This is a genomic window from Sphingomonas sp. JUb134 (assembly GCF_004341505.2).
Classification (GTDB): Bacteria; Pseudomonadota; Alphaproteobacteria; order Sphingomonadales; family Sphingomonadaceae; genus Sphingomonas.
The window spans coordinates 2,097,319-2,116,933 of record NZ_SLYP02000001.1 but is presented as its reverse complement, the minus strand read 5'-3'; the positions used below and the strand labels follow the sequence as shown (position 1 = coordinate 2,116,933).

Below are 19,615 nucleotides of genomic sequence, written 5' to 3'. Positions count from 1 at the left end.
CGGTACGGGCGCTGGTGCCTACCTACCGGGTCCCCTCCCCGACGCGGACGCCCACATGCCCCCATCCTCCCCCGTCTGGTTCATCACCGGCTGTTCCACCGGCTTCGGTCGCGAACTCGCAACCCGCGTGCTCGAGCGCGGCTGGCGAGCGGTAGTAACGGCACGCAACCGCGACAGCGTGGCCGATCTGGTCGAAGACCGCGAGGATCGCGCACTGGCCTTGGCTCTGGACGTCACCGACGCGGCCCAAATCGCAACCGCAGTGAACGCCGCGGAGGACAAGTTCGGGCGCATCGACGTGCTCGTGAACAACGCCGGCTATGGCTATCAGAGCAGCATCGAGGAGGGCGAAGAGGCGGAGATCCGCGCCCAGTTCGATGCCAACGTCTTTGGCCTGTTCGCGCTCACCCGCGCCGTGCTGCCGATCCTGCGCGCGCAGCGCAGCGGCCGCATCCTCAACATCACCTCGGTCGCGGGGCTGATCGGCTTTCCGGCCTCGGGCTATTATGCCGCGTCCAAGCATGCGGTCGAAGGCTGGTCCGATACGCTGCGGGCCGAGGTCGCACCGCTCGGCATCCACGTGACCTGCATCGAGCCAGGGCCGTTCCGTACCGACTGGGCCGGCCGCTCGCTGCGCCAGACGCCCAGCCGCATCGCCGACTATGCGGAAACCGCCGGCAAGCGGATGGACGATACCCGCGGGGTGAGCGGCACACAGGCCGGTGACCCGGCCCGCGCCGCCGACGCGATGATCGCCCTTTCCGAGCAGCCCGACCCGCCGCGCCACCTGGTGCTCGGCCGCTTCGGCCACGACGCCGTAATCGCGCGGCTCAAGGAGCGGCTCGCCGAGATCGAACGCTATCGCGACATCAGCCTCGCCACCGACTTTCCCGACGCCTGACGGAGTTCCCATGACCACCCCAGCCCTTTTCAAGCCGGCGACCCTGGGTTCGCTGAAGATGGACAACCGCATCGTCATCGCGCCGATGTGCCAATATTGCGCGGTCGACGGTTGCATGACCGACTGGCACCAGATCCACCTGGGGCAGCTGGCGCTGTCCGGCGCCGGGCTGCTCACGATCGAGGCGACCGCCGTCGTGCCGGAAGGACGCATCACCTATGCCGACGTCGGCCTGTGGGACGACGCGACGGAGGCGGCGATGGCGCGCACGCTGGAGAGCATCCGCCGTCACTCGTCGATGCCGATCGCAATCCAGCTCGCCCACGCCGGCCGCAAGGCATCGACGGAGGTGCCGTGGAAGGGCGGTGCGCAGCTGCCGCCGGACGATGCGAATGGTTGGCAGACCGTCTCCGCCTCGGCCCTCCCGTTCGAGACGCATGAGAATGCGCCGACCGCGCTCGATCGCGCCGGCATGGACCGGGTGCGCGACGCCTTTGCCGATGCCGCGCGGCGCGCCGACCGGCTGGGGATCGACGCGATCCAGATCCACGCGGCGCACGGCTATCTGCTGCACCAGTTCCTGTCGCCGCTCTCCAACCAGCGCACCGACGACTACGGCGGCAGCCTGGAGAACCGCATGCGGTTCCCGCTGGAAGTCTATGACGCAGTGCGCGCCGCTTTCCCGGCGGACAAGCCGGTGACGGTGCGGGTGTCCGGCACCGACTGGGTCGAGGGCGGCTGGGACGCGGAGCAGACGATCGCCTTTGCCAAGGCGCTGGAGGCGCGCGGCTGCGGGCTGATCCATGTGTCGAGCGGCGGCCTCGATCCGCGCCAGCAGATCCCGGTGGGTCCGAACTATCAGGTGCCGCTCGCCCGGGCAGTGAAGCAGGCGACCGGTCTCCAGGTCGTGGCGGTCGGGCTGATCACCGATTTCGAACAGGCCGAGGCAATCGTGGGCACCGGCGACGCGGACTTCGTCGGCCTTGCCCGCACCATCCTCTACGATCCGCGCTGGCCGTGGCATGCAGCCGCGCACCTGGGGACGCGGGTGCGCGCCGCCAACCAGTATCTCCGCTCGCAGCCGCGCCAATACCGCGCGCTGTTCGATTTCCAGGAAAGCGCGGAGTCATGATCGTGGAGAGCAACCCGCCCGCCGCGCCGCAGGCACTGGCGAACAGCCCCCAGCGCGCGGCCGTGTTCGTGAAGCTGGGCCGGCGCCGGGGACTGCGCGCGACGGTGGAGGTGACGCCGGCCGGGTTGCTCGCGATCGGCGGTCTCGTCTCCTCGATCCTCCTGTCGACGGCGGTGCTGGTTCGCAGCGCCGCCGCGGCAAAGCTTCGGGCCGAGGGCGGCCCGGAACAGGGGGAAGAGCAAAGGCGCGCGCTGGAGGCACCCGCCCCCTAGACAGGGGCGGCATGATCTGAGACCTTTTGGTGACCATTCGGAGACCAAAGTGCCTCAGACCCGCCTCCCCCGATCGATCTTCCTCGCCACCGCAGCCGCCGCGCTGCTTCCGGCTGCCGCATCGGCTGCGCCCCAAGGGACGCTTCCTGCGGTTTTCCCGCAGCCGGTTTCGATGCGCCTGACGGGCGCAGCGCTGGAGCTTGGCAAGGAAGCGACGATCGTGGGCGCGGATACGGCGGATGCGGAAACGCTGACGCTGGTCCGCAGCGCACTGGCCGCTGCCGGTGTGGAGAAGGTCGGAACCGCCCGCGCCCTCCCGGCGAAATCGGGCGGCACCGTCGTGGTGATCGGCACGGCCCGTTCGGCTCCCGTCCGCACGGCCATCTCGCGCCTTGGCGGCACGCTGCCGGATCAGCGCGAGGGCTATGCCTTGCTGAGCGATGCGCACGGGGACGGCACGCTGGTCGTGCTCGCCGGGCAGGACGCGGGCGGCCTCTACTATGCGGCGCAGACGCTGCGACAGCTGACCGCGCGTGGGACCATGCCGGCGGTATCCATCGCCGACCGCCCCGCGATGGCGATCCGGGGCACGATCGAGGGCTTCTATGGCGCGCCCTGGTCGATGGAGGACCGCGCCCGGCATCTCGACTTCCTGGGCAGCGTGAAGGCGAACACGTACGTCTACAGCCCCAAGGACGACCCCTTCGCGCGCGACAAGTGGCGGGATGCCTATCCGCAGGCGACGCTCGACGCGCTGAAGACGCTGATCGATCAGGCGCGGCGTCACCACGTCCGCTTCACCTATGCGATCTCGCCGGGTCCCTCGATCTGCTACTCGCGGCCGTCCGACGTGCAGGCGCTCCAGCGCAAGTTCGAGGTGTTCCGCTCCATGGGCGTGCGGTCCTTCTACATCGCGTTCGACGACATCGAATATACCAAGTGGAACTGCGACGAGGATCGCGCGGCGCTGGGCGAGCCGGGCCAGCGTGCGGCGGGCCTGGCGCAGGCGAACCTGTCGAACACCATCTACCGCTGGCTGAAGACCAAGGACGGCGACCAGGCCGAACTGATGATCGTGCCCACGGAATATTTCAACACGACCGAATCGCCCTACAAGGCGGCGCTGCGGGAGGTCGATCCTGCCGTGTTCGTGCAGTGGACGGGCACCGACGTGGTGCCGCCGGCGATCTCCATCGGCGACGCCAAGGCGGCAACCAAGGCGTTCGGCCGCAAGACGCTGCTGTGGGACAATTATCCGGTCAACGATTATGGCGAATCCACCGGACGCCTGCTGATGGCACCCTATGCGCGGCGCGAGGCGGGGCTTTCGGGCGAGTTGAGCGGGATCCTGGCAAACCCGATGAACCAGGAGGCGCCGAGCCGCGTCGCGGTGTTCGGCAGCGCCGCGTTCGCGTGGAACGACCGGGGCTATGATGCGGATCGGGCCTGGAAGGCGGCGGCACGGATGCTGGCGTCGGGCGATGCCGCCACCACCGAGGCGCTGATGGTGTTCTTCGACGCGCAGCACCTGGCCCCCACCTTCGGCAGCCAGCCCTGGCAGCCCTCCGCGCCCCGACTGAAGGCGACGCTGGACGAAGTGACCGATGCGATCACCAGCGGCAATGCGCCTGCACGTGAGGCGGCTCTGGAGCGGTTGAAGACGACGGCGGACGCTCTTGCCACCGCCTCCGACACGATCCGGGCCGGTGTGGCGGACCAAGGATTCGTCGCGCAGAGCCAGCCGTGGCTCGATGCGCTCCAGCTGTGGGGGCGTTCGCTCCAGGCGACCACGAGCGGGCTTTCGGCCGCGAACCAGGGCAGCCCGCGCGCGGGCGGCTTCTTCGCCCAGGCACGGGCGCTCGCCGCCCAGGCGGAGAAGTTGCAGACGATCCCCGGCACCACGCGCCCGCAGGGAGCGATCAAGGTCGCGGACGGCGTGCTCGACCGGTTCGTGGCCGAGGCGCCCTCGCTGATCTACGTGCCGGGTTCGGCGGCGGCTGGCGACTAAAGCGCCGCCGCCGCCTCTCCCCCGACCAGGGCCGGCGTCTTCCACAAGGCGCCGGGCTTGGGCAGCAGGAAGTGACTGAACGGCAGCACCGCCGCCCCGACCGCAGGCGCGTCCTCGGAAAGGGCGGCGCGCGCTACCGGCGCGATGGCCGGAAGCACGTCGGCCTGATCCTCCATCAGGGCGTTCACCCGGCTTGCCAGCTGCTCCACCAGGGCGGTCGGGAGCCGCCCTCCTACCAGCACCGTCGCCGGATTGATGAGGCAGCAGATCGCCGCCATCGGCGTGCACAGCCGTCGTGCCGCAGCCTCGATCCACGCGTCGACACAGGCCTGCACCTCGGGCGCAAGCTCGGTGCGGTGCATGATGTCCGTCAGGCTGAAGCCGGCGGCCTCCAGATGCCGCGACAGGCCTGACAGGGAGACCAGGGTCTGCACTGTCTCACGCCCGCCGTTCCCGTCCGGTGCCAGCATGAAGCCGAGTTCGCCACTGCGCCCATTGGCGCCGCGGACATAAGCCCCATCCACCACGAAACCCCCGCCGAGCCCCGACGAAAGCAGCACGTAGAAGAAGCTGTTGTACTTCTGGCCAAGGCCCAGCTGCATCTCTCCGCTCGCCGCAGCCGCCGCATCATTCTCGACAAAGACCGGGAGGTCGAACGGCTCTGCGAACAGCGACGCCATGTCGATGCCGTTCCAGGCGTCGTATTCCGGAGGCCGCCCCGGTAGCGCAACCAGCTCCAGGTCGTCCGGCACGGCCACGCCGATGCCGACCAGCTTGGACGAGGGCACGTCGGCCGATTGCAGCATCCGCTCGATCGAGCGGACATAGAGGGAGCGGACGTGATCAGGGAGCGCGAACGCGACTTCCTCCGACACCCGGGCGAGGATTCGTCCGGAGAAGTCGACCAGCACGATGGTGATGTGATCCCGGTCGATGTTGATGCCGATCGCATAACAGGCATCGCGCCGGACCACGAGCTTCGTCGGCGGCTGCCCGCGGCCGCCACGCCGCTGGCCCGCTTCCTCAATCAGGCCATCCTGCAGCAGGCGCCGCGTGATGTTGGCAATGGCCGGCGGCGTAAGCCCGGTGATCCCGGCGAGGTCCACGCGCGTCAGCGAGCCGCCGACGCGGATCGCGTGCAGCGTCACCCGCTGGTTATGATCGGCAGCCCGCTCGAGGTTGGTTCCGGACAGACGGGCACCAGGCGAGTTCTCCATCATGCAAACGGATCCTCTTTCCGGCCGGTAGTTTGGACCCAATGCCGACACCGGACCGCCCCTGGACGCATCTGCCTCTCCTGCTCGCCGGTCTGCCGGCTGTGATCGATAACATGGCATTAATGCCGCACCCGGCGCGGGATACAACCTTTCAGAAGACAAAGGCTTGGGACAGCTTCATTGTCGCCGCCGGCGTGACTCGTTGAGTTAAGATATTTGATGTACTAATTCGGACGACAGCGTAGGCGCCGTGGCACGTCACGGGGAACGACGGCAGCAAGGGGAGAGATCAACCATGTTTCGGCTGACCCTGATGGCGGCAGCGCGCCAACCATCTCATCCCAGAATGACACAGCAAGGGAACGCCGACGCATGATGACCGACACGCCCACCGCCCCGGCGCTTCCGCTGGTGGGGATCGAGCTTGGCGGCACCAAGTGCATCTGCACGATCGCCCATGGGCCGGATGCGATCCTGGATCAGCGTACGGTGCCGACGACGCTTCCGATGGAGACACTGCCCGCGATCCTCGCCATCCTGGCCGAGTGGCACGCGACGCACGGGTTCCGCGCCATCGGCATCGCGTCCTTCGGCCCGATCGACATCAATCCGCTCTCGCCGACCTATGGTCAGGTGCTGGCGACGAACAAGACCGGTTGGCCGGGCGCCGATGTGCTGGGCACCTTGTCCGCCCCCTTCGGCGTGCCGGTGGCGTTCGACACGGACGTCAACGGCGCCGCGCTTGCGGAGATTCGCTGGGGCTGCGCCCAGGGCCTCGAGGACTTCGCCTATGTGACGGTGGGAACCGGGGTCGGGGTCGGGCTGGTCGTGCATGGCCGCCCCACGCGCGGCATCAGCCACAGCGAGATCGGCCATCTGCGCGTGCCGCGGCTGCCGTCCGATACGCTGAAGAGCGTCTGCCGCTATCATCCGGACTGCATCGAGGGGCTCGCCTCCGGCACCGCGCTGGTCGCGCGGCTGGGTGGACGGCCAGTGGCCGAGGTCGCGAGCGACGACCCGGTGTGGGAGCCGATCGTCTCCGCGCTGACGCTGATGTGCCACGACCTCGTCTGCACGACCGGGCCGTTGCGCATCGCGATCGGCGGGGGCGTGCTGTCCGGACAGCCGCACCTCCACGCCCGCATCGAAGCCGCGCTGCTGGAGAGCCTGGGCGGCTATATGCAGCTTCCCGCCGACGGGCCGTATATCGTGGCACCGGCACTGGGTGCCCTGGCGGGTCCGCTGGGGGCGATCGCGGTGGCAGCGACCGCCGGCTGACGGCGGGCGCCCGCCCCCTCCCAAAGTGCGTCGGCCGGGCTATAGGGCGGCCTTCGCACCCAGCCGGAGAATTCTGCCGTGACCGACCGCTTCGATATCCTGATCGTGGGGGCCGGACACGGAGGGGCGCAGGCGGCGATCGCACTGCGCCAGCGCAAGTTCGCCGGCACCATCGCCATCGTCGGCGAGGAGCCGGAACTGCCCTATGAGCGGCCCCCGCTCTCGAAGGAATATCTCGCCGGCGAAAAGCCGTTCGAGCGGCTGCTGATCCGCCCGCCCGCCTTCTGGGAAGAACGCGCGGTGACGATGCGTACCGGGCGGCGGGTGACGGCGGTCGATCCGGCTGCGCGCAGCGTTGCGTGCGACGATGGCACGACGATCCACTATGGCACGCTCATTTGGGCGGCGGGCGGCCATGCCCGGTCGCTGAGCTGCACCGGCCATGACCTAGGCGGCGTGCACTCGGTGCGCAGCCGCGCGGATGTGGATCGGCTGATCCACGAACTGCCGACGACCGCGAAGGTGGTGGTGATCGGCGGCGGCTATATTGGGTTGGAAGCGGCGGCGGTGCTGTCGAAGCTCGGTAAGCAGGTGACCGTGCTGGAGGCGCAGGACCGGGTCCTCGCGCGCGTCGCGGGGGAGCCGCTGTCGCGCTTCTACGAGGCGGAACATCGTGCCCATGGCGTGGACGTCCGGCTGGGCGTGCGTGTCGCCTGCATCGAGGAACGGGACGGCCGCGCGGCCGGCGTGCGGCTGGCGGACGGAGAGATACTGCCGGCGGAGATGGTGATCGTCGGAATCGGCATCGTCCCCGCGGTGGATCCGCTGCTGGCAGCCGGCGCGGAGGGCGGCAATGGCGTGGCGGTCGACGCGCACTGCCGCACTTCGCTGCCCCATATCTATGCGATCGGCGACTGCGCGCTTCACGCCAACGCCTTTGTCGACGGGCTGCCCATCCGGCTCGAGTCCGTGCAGAACGCGAACGACATGGCAACCACCGCGGTGCGCGCGATCCTCGACGACCCCGCGCCCTATCATGCCGTTCCGTGGTTCTGGTCGAACCAGTATGACCTGAAGCTGCAGACGGTCGGGCTGTCCGCGGGTCATGACGCGCTGGTCGTGCGCGGGGAGCCGGCGTCGCGCAGCTTCTCGCTGGTCTATTTGCGCGAAGGGCGGGTGGTGGCGCTGGACTGCGTGAACGCGACGCGGGACTATGTGCAAGGCCGGATGCTGGTGGTGGCCGGAACGATCGCGGACCCCGCGGCCCTGGCCGACACGGGCACGCCGCTCAAGGCGCTGGCACAGGGCTGACGCTTTCGGCCAGATACACAAAAGCCCTGCCGGGCTGATGCCTGGCAGGACTTTCGATGGCGCGCCCGGAACGATTCGAACGTCCGACCCTCAGATTCGTAGGAAGAAGTCTTGTCTAACGTCCTCATCGGGATAAGAGGCGCTGGTGTAGACCGGCGTTCCGGTAGGTAGATTATCGTTCTAGAGCAGCGACTTAGTATATTTTCACTTGTAGACCACTGTGGTCGAAAGCACCCCCGAGTACCGCCATCAAGATTGCTCCACGGTTACTCAGGAGCTCACCTTGACCAAGAAGCGTATCAGCCTTTCGACGATCAAACCGATCGTCAACTCCCCCGCGTCCGGCACCAAGAAGTTCGTGTGGGACACCGAAGTGAGGGGGTTCGGCGTCTATAAGACGAGCGAAGGGACCCCGACCTTCGTCTACCAGTATAGGTTCAAGGGTGGCCGCTCTCAACGTACGACGCTCGGCACCCTCGGCGAGTTCACGGTCGAAAGCGCACGCACGTTCGCCTCGACCCTCGCGCACGAGGTCCGGACCGGCAGCGATCCCATCGCGAAGCGCAAGGCGGAGACGGCCGCCGCTGCGGCTGAGGTTGGTCTGCTGATCAGCGCCTACTTTGAGGATTACGTGTCTCGTCGACGTACCGGCAACGATCCCATGAGCGCTAGCCAGATCGCCGTCTTCCGCCGCGACCTGTTGGCCCACTTGGGCGACAAGAGGCTCGACAAGCTCACCACGAGTGACGTGGACAAATACAAGGCGGAACTGTTCGCCCGGGGCCCCTCCATGGTCCGTTCGGGGCTGGTCTGTCTCAAGACGCTCATCAACGACGGGGTGTACCGCTCGGCGTTCCTGCGTACGCCTGGCCACGTGTTCGACGTTCCGAAGACCGGTAAGCGGGACAGGCGCCTGACCGACTGGGAGTGGCTGCGGCTGCTGGAAGCCGCGAGGGATCTCGGTGATCCCCGTGGCGACGTCGTCGAGGTGCTGATCCGGCTCGGCAAGCGGAAGGAGGAGATCGCCGAACTGCCGTGGGAGGAGCTCGACATGGACAAGCGCCAGTGGCGCCTGCCGCCGGAGCGCAACAAGAGCGGCAAACCGCACCTGATCCTGCTGCCGAACCAGGTGTACGACATCATCGCTCGTCAGCAGCCGGATCCCACGAAGCGCACCGGCCCGGTATTCACCCTGAACGGCACGGCACCCGTCGAGATGGGATCGCAGGTGAAGGACGTGCTCGACTCGCTTATCCACCGCCGCATGGAGCTCGCCAACCAGCGTGACGGCACCTCGAAGCGCTTCTCGCACTTCACGATCCATGACACGAGGAAGATCCCCGCGTCCGATCTCGCCGAAGCACCCTTCTCCTTCAGTCGGGACACCATCAACGCGATGCTGCTCCACACCAATGGTGACGAGCTCGACGCGACCTACATCCTCACCCAGCTCGTGCAGGAGGCCGGCGACATGGTGCAGCGCTGGAACGATCACGTGGATCAGCAGCTGGCCGGCGCAAAGGCCTGGCCGGGCGGACGCGAACTCCCGCCGATGGCGCCGACCGAGCGCGTGACGCGCTTGGCTGATTTCCGCGCGGGCTGGCCGAAGCGCGCCGATCAGAAGGGCGCCGAAGCGTCTGCGGGAGATCGCAAGCGGAACAGGCGGAGGAAGGATTGAGAAGGTTCGTCATCGTCTCCATTCACTTTCGAATAGGAGAACTGTGATGAAAACGGCCGACGCCCTCGCGGGATACCGTGAATACCCGCACGTGATCACCCGGGGCGTCAGGCAGAACCGGCGGTGGGCCATGTCCGTCACGAACGAACCGGCACAGTCGCACGTCGCGATCCGCCATTACGTCTTCCACGGCCCCGGCTTTCTCGACGGGACAGGGGCCGTCACCGCTCAGGGCCGCAGAGCGGTGATCGCCGCCTTCGAAAAGAAGGCGAGCTGGTCCAAGGCGAGCTACTGCATCGTCTGGTCCCCATCCGACTGCACCTGGTTCGATCACGATGGGGCCCATCGTGACGGCAAGCGCCCCCCTGAAGGCGAGATAGACGATCCCTGGCTCGGCTGCCGTCATGGCGCGATGATCGAGTGGTGCTGGACGATCGAGCTCCCCACCGGCGGTGAATGGTCGCACCTCTGCGTGCGTCGGCTCGACAGGGATCTCGTCGAGATCGCGCCGGGCGAACCGATGGTCCTCGCCAACTTCGACGAACCGGCGCACGAAGGCGTGCCGGACCCTGCCGAAGGCATGCTGGCAGCAGACGGGTCGCTGATCGCGCCGAAGTTCTATCGCGGCCAGCCGGTCACTGGCATCCGCGATGAGTGGCTTCTGCTCGGCCCCGTTCAGGCCGCCGACGATGGCGTCATCCTGCGAAACCCCTGGCCCGACCACGTCCGTGCGGCGTGCGAGGAGGTCGCAGGCATGTCCCTCCCCTCTCACCTCACCGATGCCGCCTGGCGCGCCATCGATCCCGAGAACCCCGACATCATCTACGTCGGCGTCCAGAAAGCCGCCTGACACCCGACTCCGACGCGGGACCGTTGCGATCACCGCAACAGTCCCGCTATCGTCATGTCTTGGGGGACTGATGCGTCGTAGCGACTTGCACAACGAATGGATGACCTCGCTCGACTGGTCGCGTCATGCGCGCCACGCGACCGAATATATCTCCATGAAGGAGATGCTTTCCGGTGTGCTGGACAAGTTGGCGCGCCACGTGTGCGCACCATATCCCGACGGGCTTGAGTTCTTCCTCTCTCAGGCGGGAAACAAGCCCGCAGGACAAATCGTGCCTGCGGAGGAAGCCTTTACGGAGGACGGCCGCCCCATTTACTCCGTGCATCGTCGGCTCGACGCACTCATGCGTGCACACGCCGACGACTGGTCGATCGGCATCCTCGAGCCGGACGTCATCAGCTGGGACGAATGGGAGCGGATCATAGATGCTGGATCCGACTACTGGGAAACCGGTATCGGAGCGAGGCGAGCAATCGCCGGGATAACTCCGGTGTTCTGCCGCCTAGCCGCCGAGGAAGTGATCAAGTGCCATGCGCGTCCGTTCGGCGGCGGAGCTGAAACCGTCGAGATCTCGGGTCGAAAATGGTGGGATCTCGATCCGGATCAAGCTATTCGGCGCGTGGCTTCCTGCTCGTTGAACCTATCCCGGCCGTTCGATGCAGACGCCCAGCCCGACCATCTCATCTTCGTCTCGCGCATCGGTCTGGATCGAGCGCTGATCGAAGCAGCACGTCGATCATACGTGCAAATCGTTGCCTTGGACGATCTCCCCCCTTGGACCATCAAACGTCAAGTCGATCGTGGTCAGATCGATAAGGAAGCGGTCGCCCGTTACCTGATCTCCCTCATGGACTCGGGCGACTACGAGAATGCCAAAAACCAGGACTTCGAAGCTGCGGTAGAAGATGTCTTCGGCGCAAGGGCTTTGGGTCGCTGCTACCAAGAAGCCAAAGCCCGCGCGATCGCCGCTGATGACGGAAAGAGAGCCCGGTTCGGAAAGCGACGTCCAGGTTGAACAAACCTTGGTGGAAGCTCCACGGAAGCTCCACGGATCTTCAGCGTTTCGGGTCATTTAGTCCGCAGACTGCTTCGCGTTCCTTTTCGAACGCCGATATCTGGTTCGTCGCCGATCAATTCCGGTCGGTCAGCGACGGAGAACCATCATGTCGGAAGTTGCCGACTACTTTGACGAGGATCGCCTCGTCGACACTCATGAGGCGGCCATCGTCCTGGGTCAGAAGCCGGGCACGCTGCGCAAGCAACGCGTATATGGTGGCGGCTGCCACTATCATAAGATCGGACGCTCGGTCCGTTACAGCATCCGCGACCTCAACCGCTTCAAGGCGATGAACCGCGTGGCGAGCACCAGCGAGCACTGGGCCGCGAACTGATCTGCGGGGGCGGACCACGGTCCGCCCCGATCCATCAAAAAGGACCGGACATGCCGAACGTCTCCAAGGAGGCGCACGCCCGCGTGTGCCTACTCGACAACGAACAAATCGCGGCGCTGCAGCGCACCGCGTCGCGCAGCCAAGAACCGCCAGCCCAGCTGGCCGCGATCATGGCGCTGATCCCGTGCAGCGCCGCCGCCATCGCCAGCGCCCCCATCGAGATGATCGACAGGAACCAGGGCCTGCTGCGCGTCAAGGATCCCTCCGGCTTCATCGCCGAAGTCGCGCTCGGTCACGATGCCGCGATGACCATCGCTGCAGCGCTCTACGATCGTCATGACGGTCCGCTGCTGGACGACGGTTTCGGGCGCGGCATCACCGCCGACAAGGACACGGAAGACTACGCCAGGGAGCTGCTAGCGTCCGACAAAGAGGAACCGATCACGTTCGCGTGGTCATTCCGCCTGCTGCGCGAGAGCGTGTTCGCCAACATGGCGGACGATGGCATCGCCCATCATGTCGCGATGGCGCAGGCGGGGTTCGGCATCAGACACGTCACGGATATCGATCGAGCCCAGATGCTCTTCGATCAGCGCGCCGCAGCTGATTGGTGGTCGTACAGGCTCGGGCTGATGCCGCCCTCGCCCTTCGCGCTGATTGACGGAGGGACACGCGCTCCCATCCGTCGCAGTGGGTTGCCCCCGTTCCGCCCGGGGCGAGCAGGCTGATGGCGGGAAGCAGTCCAATCGTGCCGTCGATCACGGCAGTCAGGCGCCTGCTGGCCGCCGCCCGCAGTGCCGGAGGGCCGTACGGCACCGTACTGGAGGTATCGATCCTGGCGCTGTGCCTGCCGTGGGAAGCCGTCGCGATCGATCTCGAGAAGATCGAGTGGGCAACCGGGTTCGTCGAAATCCCGGCCCGGGGCGGCAGGAACCGCATCCTCGTTCTTCCCGGCGACGCAAGGGCGACCATTCTCCGAGTGGCGGGCTCGGCGTCGGGCAAAGGTCAGGCGGTAACCGCCGGGCGTGGGAAGCGCCTCGAGGCCAGATACGTCCGGCTGGACCGGCTGCAGGATTACCTCGCCGACACCGTGTCCGACGCGATTGAGATAGAGGGCTGGAACTTCCACGGCATCAGGGTCGCCGGCGAACGGGCCCTCAGCGCCGCCGGCCGTTCGCCGGCGGAGACCGCAACGGCGCTCGGTCGGTACGACCGCGGCGTGCAGCCGCCCCGCGTCAGGGCAGAGATCGCCGCCATGGCGCTCGAGACCTGGTGCAGCATCCTGCGGGACACGACACGCCAGAGAGGGCGCGGGGCAAGTTGACGGTCGGCAGCAGCGCGAACGGCGTCGTCATCATCGACGCCACCACGGTTCCAGCCCGCGGAGGAACGCAAACCGGGCAGTCCGGCAACGCCTGATCGGCGCTGCCGTGGATCGAGGAAAGAACGGTGGAAGCGGATGGCCGAAGAAATTTGGCCGCCGATCCACCGGGAGCGTCGCGAATGACGCGCAGTCGAGAAGGATCATGACATGAGAGCGAATGCTTGGACCGCGGGTCTGCCCGCCAGGTACGTCAGACCGGACGGGTCGATCGACACCGGGAAGCTGAAGGCGGAGGTGTCCATCGCCGAGGTGGCGGCAGAAGCCACTGACCTCGTCCAGGTCGGTACCGAGATGAGGGGTCTCTGCCCCTTCCACGACGAGAACACCGCCAGCTTCTTCCTGAACGATAGCAAGGGCGTGTACTTCTGCCACGGCTGTGCGGCGCACGGCGACACCATCGACCTGTTCTCCCGCCTCAGGAAGGTGGATTTTCCCGAAGCGTGCAAGGCACTGGCGGGGGCGGAGACCCGGCCCGTCACGATCGCGGACGGAAAGGCGGACGCCGCCGCCAAGGCGGCCAACCGCGCCCGCGCCCGCGACGAGTGGCGCACGGCCGGGCCGGTCGACGGCACGGTGGCGGAAACCTACCTCCTGAGCAGGGCCATCGGGTACTCCGTTCCGAGCACCATTCGGTTCGGGAGGACCCCCCGCTACTGGAACGATGACGGCAGCCCGGGTCCGCGCCATTCGGCGATGATCGCTGGGGCCCAGGACGCGGACGGCAGGATCGTCGGCATCCAGCGTACCTACCTCGATCGTGAGGGTCGCAAGATGCGTGGAGGTTCGCCGAGGCTCAGCCTTGGTCGCGTGCGCGGTACAGCCCTGCGTCTCGGTCCCGTCATGCCGAAGATCATGCTCGCGAGCGCGGTCGAGGACGCGTTGTCGCTCAGGCTGATGTTTCCAGGCGCCACCGTCTGGTCCGCATTCGGCGACGCCAACCTCCAGCACGTCGAGATGCCCCGCGGCATCTGGCACGTCACGGTCTGCGGTGACGCCGACGAGTCCGGCCGCGCGGCAGTAGCGGCAGCGCGCGAGGCCCTCGGCCGCAAGGGAATCCAGACCGGCGAACTGTTCCCGCATGGCGGTGCCAAGGACTTCAACGAGGAGTGGGTGCTGCTCCACGCCTGAGCCGCCCGCCGGAGACCATCATCATGACCGACACCTACCACGTCGGCGGGCACGTTCCCGTCGGCGGACGCCACCGCCTTGCCTTCGGAGGAGCACGCGGGCCGCCGAGCCCCGGACCAGGCGGCAGGACCGCCATTCATCCAGAACGACGACATGCCCGCGCAACGATGCCGGGCCGATGAGGAATACGAACATGCCCAGGAAGAAGAACACCAGCGGTACGAACCTGCCCGCCATCAAGCCCACCCGCAACGTGACCCGGCCCATGCATGGCGGCACCGACTTGGTACCGGTCGAGGCCGTGTTTCACGTGCCCACCGTCCATCCCAGCAGCCGTGGCCCGTGGGACGGCGAGGCGGACAAGATCGCGTGGACTGACCGCATGAGCGGTCTCGGGTGCATCATCAAGCGCTCGGGCTCGACAGGGTGCTGGGAGGGTTTCGTTGGCGTAGGTCCCGACCATCCGCTGTTCGGCGTCACGCCCGGCGCGCTCGTCGGCCTCGACCTCCGTGCCCACGGCGGAGTCAACTATGCGGCGGCCTGCCAGAAGTACGAGCCGGAATCGACCAGCGTCTGCCATGTCACAGACGTGGACACTCGCCCCTCTCATTCCCAGCGGCCACTCACCAAGGAAGGGAAGGAGCACGATGACGCGTGGTGGCTGGGTTTCTCGTGCGACCAGGCCGGTGACGTGATCCCGGGAGGCAGCAATCCCCTGCAGGGACGTGACGTGCCCGCCGGCGTCAACGAACGGGTCTACCGCGACGAGGCGTTCGTCTACCGCGAATGCGTCCGTCTCGCAGCGCAGCTCCTGGCTATCGCAGATGGGGTGGACCACACAACCGTCCAGTCGGAACAGCCGTCAGTGTCCGCCTACGATCCCCGCCGGGTGGGAGGTTGAGCGCCATGCCGAGGAACGATGATCATGAGCTGCCCTGGGGCAGCCACCTCCGCCTCGAGCCGAGGCACAACGCTGCGCCGGTGTTCGTCGACGACGACACCGGCATGGAATGGGCCACCATCCGCGAAGCCTTCTGGGTCGGGCACCTCAAGGGCGAGCTGGAGTATGGCCGAGTGCCGGACGCCCGCCTGGAGATGATGCATGCCGTGCTCGCGGCCATGATGCGTCGCGACCTGCACGACCAGGAGCGGGCGACCGACCTGTTCCGCGGCAACACCGACTTCGCATGGTGGTACGTCCACTGGCTGCGGGCCGAGGGGTTCGTCCGCGCCAGCAAGAGCGGTTTCGACAAGCCGATGGCATTCGGCATGTCCGTGCTCCAGATGCTGGCGGCTACCCGTCCCGCCAGCGTCGGCAGCACCCGTCCCAGCGTGGCGACCATCCGACAGCTGGGCGAACTCGGGCTCGGGCCCGAGGAACGCGAGGCACGGCTGGCGCGACTGGAGCAGGCGGCCGCGAAGTGGGATCGCGCGTTCTTCAGGAAGCAGATCGGCATCAGACCGGCGGTCGTGCTATTCCGCCGTGGTAACGGCGCCATTCCCATGATGCAGATGGTCTGGTCGTTGACCTTCAATACCGAGGAACAGCGCGATGCTTTTTACGAATGGCTGGGGCTCCGTCTCGACCGCTGGGCGAACTGGGCGGAACTCCTGATGGGCGACACGGCCGACAGGCTGACGCACAGGATGCTGATGGTGATGGCGGCGTCGCTCGAAGACGACACGACGAACGCACCACCTATTCCCTTACCTGCCTGATCCCGCCCTTTAGTGGACAGAGAGCCCCGCGACCGGACCCGGCCGCGGGGCTCTCCATGTCAATGGACGCGCCTATACAGGTGGGTGGCGGCTTCTACATCTTCACGACGGAGGAGCGTCGCCGGTTCGAGCAACTCGAACCTGCCTCGAAGGGCATGTTCGTGCCGTTCATCGGCAGTCACGAGTTCATCAACGGCGAGGAGCGTTGGCTGCTTTCGGTCCAGAACCTGTCACCCAACGAGCTGGCATCGCTTCCGCACGTGCGACACGTGATCTCCCAGGTTCGCGACTTCCGCCTCGGTCTTATCGAAGGTAAGAACAAGCGGCGTATCAAGGAAGGCAGCACGGACGGGGCGAAGCTGGCTCAGTACCCGACCCGCTTCCACGTCACCGTTCGCCCGACCACGCCGTTCCTCGTTGTGCCGGAGACCAGTTCCGAGCGCCGGGAATACATCCCCATCGGCTGGGCCGAGCCTCCCACCGTGCCAAGCAGCCTCGTGAGGATCGTGCCGGATGCGACCCCCGTGCTGTTCGGGCTGCTGACCTCCCGCATGCACAATGCTTGGCTCAAGTTCATCGGCGGACGGATGAAGAGCGACCCGCGCTACTCTATCGACATCGTCTACAACACGTTCCCCATGCCGCGTCTCGACGACAACCAGGCATCAACCATCGCCAATCTCGCCACTGCAGTTCTCGATGAGCGTGCGCGCTGGCAGCCAGCGTCGTCGCTTGCCCACCTGTACGATCCGCTGGGCATGCCCCCGGAGTTGAAGTCGGCTCACAGGCGACTCGATGCAGCCGTCGACAAGGCGTATCGCCGCGAGGCGTTCGCGTCGGATCGACACCGCGTCGAACATCTGATGGCCCTGTACGAGCGGGAGAACGCACCGCTCGCCGCGAAAGCCGCAGCGCCGTTAGTTCGCCGACGGCGCGCCACAGTTCAGGCCAACGCGAACTGACTCGAACCGTTGACGGCGGTGCCTGGGAGTTCTTCGATCACGAATCTAGTCACCTGAATCTAAAGTTCGCCGCATAACGTACGGTCTGCGGCTTGGCAGAAGCGCTTTACGGAGGCGAGTATCTCGTCGGCGGACTTGGTCCATCGGTAGGGCTTCGGGTTCTCGTTGTGGCGCTCGATGAAGGCACGGATGTCCTGCTCGAGCTGATTGGTGGAGGTATGGACGCCGCGGCGCAGTTGCTTGCGGGTAAGTTCGGCAAACCAGCGCTCGACCTGGTTGATCCACGAAGCCGAAGTCGGCGTGAAATGCACATGATAGTGCGGCCTGCGGGCGAGCCAGGCCCGGACGAGCGCGGTTTTGTGGGTCGCGTAATTGTCCATGATGATGTGGACATCGAGATCGGGCGGCACCTGGGCGTCGATCTGCTTAAGGAAGTCCAGAAACTCGGCGGCGCGATGACGCTTGTAGCATTTGCCGATCACGAACCCCGAAGCGATGTCGAGCGCTGCGAACAGCGAGGTCGTGCCGTGACGGACGTAACTGTGAGTGCGCCGCTCGGGTACTCCTGGCATCATCGGCAGGACCGGCTGCTCTCGATCGAGCGCCTGGATCTGGCTCTTCTCGTCGACGCTGAGCACCAACGCGCGGTTAGGCGGGGAGAGATAGAGCCCGACAATGTCGCGGACCTTTTCCACGAACAGGGGATCGCTCGACAGCTTGAACGTCTCCGACCGATGCGGTTGCAGCCCAAAGGCCGACCAGATGCGCCGGATCGTCGTGTGGGAGAAGCCGGTCGCACCCGCCATCGAGCGTATCGACCAGTGGGTCGCGTCAGTTGGCGTGGAGCGGAGTGTGCGCTCGATCACGGCAGCAACCTGATCATCGTCGATCGTTCTCGGTCGTCCGGGCCGAGCCTCGTCCATCAGTCCCTCAACTCGGTCCTTCAGGAAGCGCCGTCGCCACTTACCGACTGTGTGCTCGTGCACGCCCAACTCAGCAGCGACAACCTTGCTCTGAATACCGTCCGCACAGCGAAGGATAATACGGCACCGCTCCGACATCGAGCGAGACACCCGCCGCCGGCGAACCTGCCGCTCCAGATAGTCCCGCTCCTCCGCCTCCAACACCAGAGGCATCGTCGGTCGGCCGCCCGCGTTCGCCATGCCAAGCTCCTCATCAGCGGAGCCAGCATACAATGCGACTTACTTCAGTTCCAGGTGACTAGGATTGCGACCTTCCGCTTGAATGTCGAGCGGCTCCGATCGAGATAGTCGGTATGAATCCGCGTTCCCGCTGCTGATCGTGAATCAGCAGCGGGAGATCCGCCTTTGGCATCCATACACGCCCTGTCTCTACCGCTAGCGATGCAGGTAGAGCCGGAAAAACGTTGATGACGGCACTCTCACCGTGCCTTGCCTTGACCTCGTCGTAGAGCAAACGAAGAGTCGTCCTGAATGCCGACAGATCCTCGGGCCGACGCACGACATCGTTGCCAGGCGTGGCGATCGTGACGGACCAGATCGCCGCGTCTTCTCCCAATACGCTCTTCAATCGATCGTCATTTACCGTGGCGCTCACGGCCAGTTTCAAGGCAACCTTCCCGCACGCGCCCTTCGGGGGTCGGGAGACAATGTACTCGAGAGGTGGGCGATCACGCTGCCAGTTCCATGTGGCGGGTTCGCGATGCCGGTTATGGACGGTGATAGGCACGATCTCGTTCAACAGGCGCCCCAGCTCAATCAAGAGAGGCTGGGGTGCGAGCGCGAAGACGCTCAGATGCCTGATTTCCTGACGCTCGATCCTGCCGCCGACCTTCTCGGCGAACAATCGGTCCAGATTGCGGCGCTGCAGTTCCCAATACTCTGGTTCGTCATCCCTGAACGCCTGGTTGAGCATCTCCAGATCGATGGTCTGGCTCGACGCGGGATGACGGTCTGGAGGCATCGCCGCGAAGATCGCCTGGGTGGAGACCAGCGCCTCGTGATTCCCGATAGTCGCCCCGAAACGGAGCACATGGGACCCGTACTCCTCTGCGATTCCGGTGTTGATAGCGATACGGGTCTCGTGGGCATCCTTCATCGCCAACAGGACATCGACCGGGTGTTCGTCCACGCCATCCACATCGACGATCTTGTGGTGCTTACCGCACAGCAGCATCAGGTTGGCGATGTCCTTCGCCAGCTTCGGTGACAGGACGGGATCACCTCTGGGGCCATCGCGGCTGTCGGCAACGATGTGGGCGATGAAGCCGAACAGGGCGTTCCTCTTGTTCGAGATCAGGTCGCCGACGAGATCCTCGTTGCATCCGCGATACTCGCATCTGCCGCCGGCGCGCGCCCAGAGCGCGGCAGCGATCCTGGGTGGTATGCTCGTCTTCGACATTG

General features: G+C 66.2%; 19 protein-coding genes. 16 read left to right on the top strand and 3 right to left on the bottom strand.

All coding sequences use genetic code 11. The features are described 5' to 3' along the window. Positions 1-55: 55 nt before the first annotated feature. From EDF69_RS09870 to EDF69_RS09855, 4 genes are read left to right on the top strand one after another with little or no spacing between them, the layout of a single operon-like run. On the top strand, positions 56-901 hold the full coding sequence (locus EDF69_RS09870; protein WP_132883733.1) for an oxidoreductase: 846 nt from the start codon (positions 56-58) through the stop codon (positions 899-901). Positions 902-911: 10 nt separating this feature from the next. Beyond that, positions 912-2,033, top strand: a complete 1,122-nt coding sequence (locus tag EDF69_RS09865) for an NADH:flavin oxidoreductase/NADH oxidase (protein WP_132883732.1) — start codon at positions 912-914, stop codon at positions 2,031-2,033. Further along, a complete protein-coding gene (locus EDF69_RS09860) occupies positions 2,030-2,305 on the top strand; it encodes a hypothetical protein (RefSeq protein ID WP_165890035.1) in 276 nt (91 codons plus the stop codon). Before EDF69_RS09865 ends, EDF69_RS09860 begins: the two co-directional genes overlap by 4 nt. Positions 2,306-2,354: 49 nt before the next feature. Next, a complete protein-coding gene (locus EDF69_RS09855) occupies positions 2,355-4,313 on the top strand; it encodes a beta-N-acetylglucosaminidase domain-containing protein (RefSeq protein ID WP_132883730.1) in 1,959 nt (652 codons plus the stop codon). On the opposite strand, the gene EDF69_RS09850 is transcribed toward EDF69_RS09855, so the two are convergent. Continuing rightward, positions 4,310-5,533 carry an ROK family transcriptional regulator gene (locus EDF69_RS09850; RefSeq protein WP_132883729.1) on the bottom strand — a complete coding sequence of 408 codons (1,224 nt, stop codon included), beginning with the start codon at positions 5,531-5,533 and terminating at the stop codon, positions 4,310-4,312. The genes EDF69_RS09855 and EDF69_RS09850 overlap by 4 nt on opposite strands. A gap of 372 nt (positions 5,534-5,905) precedes the next feature. Between EDF69_RS09850 and EDF69_RS09845 the strand changes: the two genes are divergently transcribed. The 12 genes from EDF69_RS09845 (at position 5,906) to EDF69_RS09790 (ending at position 17,231) form a co-directional block, all read left to right on the top strand. After that, the gene (locus tag EDF69_RS09845) at positions 5,906-6,808 is read left to right on the top strand and encodes an ROK family protein (RefSeq protein ID WP_132883792.1); all 903 of its coding nucleotides are present in this window, start codon (positions 5,906-5,908) and stop codon (positions 6,806-6,808) included. A 78-nt stretch (positions 6,809-6,886) separates the two neighbouring features. After that, positions 6,887-8,119, top strand: coding sequence for an FAD-dependent oxidoreductase (locus EDF69_RS09840; RefSeq protein WP_132883728.1), 1,233 nt, complete (start codon positions 6,887-6,889; stop codon positions 8,117-8,119). 220 nt (positions 8,120-8,339) lie between these two features. Continuing rightward, complete coding sequence (locus tag EDF69_RS09835; protein WP_132883727.1) at positions 8,340-9,797, top strand: integrase arm-type DNA-binding domain-containing protein; 1,458 nt, start codon at positions 8,340-8,342, stop codon at positions 9,795-9,797. 46 nt (positions 9,798-9,843) lie between these two features. Continuing rightward, positions 9,844-10,647: a hypothetical protein gene (locus EDF69_RS09830; protein ID WP_132883726.1), complete on the top strand. Its 804-nt coding sequence runs from the start codon at positions 9,844-9,846 to the stop codon at positions 10,645-10,647. Between the two features lie 70 nt (positions 10,648-10,717). Beyond that, entirely contained in the window at positions 10,718-11,662 is a 945-nt protein-coding gene (locus tag EDF69_RS09825; protein ID WP_132883725.1) for a hypothetical protein, read from the top strand. Between the two features lie 148 nt (positions 11,663-11,810). Continuing rightward, entirely contained in the window at positions 11,811-12,038 is a 228-nt protein-coding gene (locus EDF69_RS09820) for a hypothetical protein (protein ID WP_132883724.1), read from the top strand. Positions 12,039-12,088: 50 nt separating this feature from the next. Next, complete coding sequence (locus tag EDF69_RS09815; RefSeq protein ID WP_132883723.1) at positions 12,089-12,766, top strand: hypothetical protein; 678 nt, start codon at positions 12,089-12,091, stop codon at positions 12,764-12,766. 20 nt (positions 12,767-12,786) lie between these two features. Further along, positions 12,787-13,362: a hypothetical protein gene (locus tag EDF69_RS09810; RefSeq protein WP_132883722.1), complete on the top strand. Its 576-nt coding sequence runs from the start codon at positions 12,787-12,789 to the stop codon at positions 13,360-13,362. 207 nt (positions 13,363-13,569) lie between these two features. Beyond that, positions 13,570-14,550, top strand: a complete 981-nt coding sequence (locus EDF69_RS09805; RefSeq protein ID WP_132883721.1) for a DUF7146 domain-containing protein — start codon at positions 13,570-13,572, stop codon at positions 14,548-14,550. A gap of 193 nt (positions 14,551-14,743) precedes the next feature. Next, positions 14,744-15,451, top strand: a complete 708-nt coding sequence (locus EDF69_RS09800) for a hypothetical protein (RefSeq protein ID WP_132883720.1) — start codon at positions 14,744-14,746, stop codon at positions 15,449-15,451. A 5-nt stretch (positions 15,452-15,456) separates the two neighbouring features. Further along, complete coding sequence (locus tag EDF69_RS09795; protein WP_132883719.1) at positions 15,457-16,269, top strand: hypothetical protein; 813 nt, start codon at positions 15,457-15,459, stop codon at positions 16,267-16,269. Between the two features lie 56 nt (positions 16,270-16,325). Then, on the top strand, positions 16,326-17,231 hold the full coding sequence (locus tag EDF69_RS09790) for a type IIL restriction-modification enzyme MmeI (protein WP_132883718.1): 906 nt from the start codon (positions 16,326-16,328) through the stop codon (positions 17,229-17,231). 59 nt (positions 17,232-17,290) lie between these two features. Here the strand turns inward: EDF69_RS09790 and EDF69_RS09785 are convergent, their stop codons facing one another. Together EDF69_RS09785 and EDF69_RS09780 are read right to left on the bottom strand one after the other, a co-directional pair. Beyond that, positions 17,291-18,394, bottom strand: a complete 1,104-nt coding sequence (locus tag EDF69_RS09785; protein ID WP_132884640.1) for an IS630 family transposase — start codon at positions 18,392-18,394, stop codon at positions 17,291-17,293. Positions 18,395-18,452: 58 nt separating this feature from the next. Continuing rightward, on the bottom strand, positions 18,453-19,613 hold the full coding sequence (locus EDF69_RS09780; RefSeq protein WP_132884604.1) for an SAVED domain-containing protein: 1,161 nt from the start codon (positions 19,611-19,613) through the stop codon (positions 18,453-18,455). Positions 19,614-19,615 lie beyond the last annotated feature (2 nt).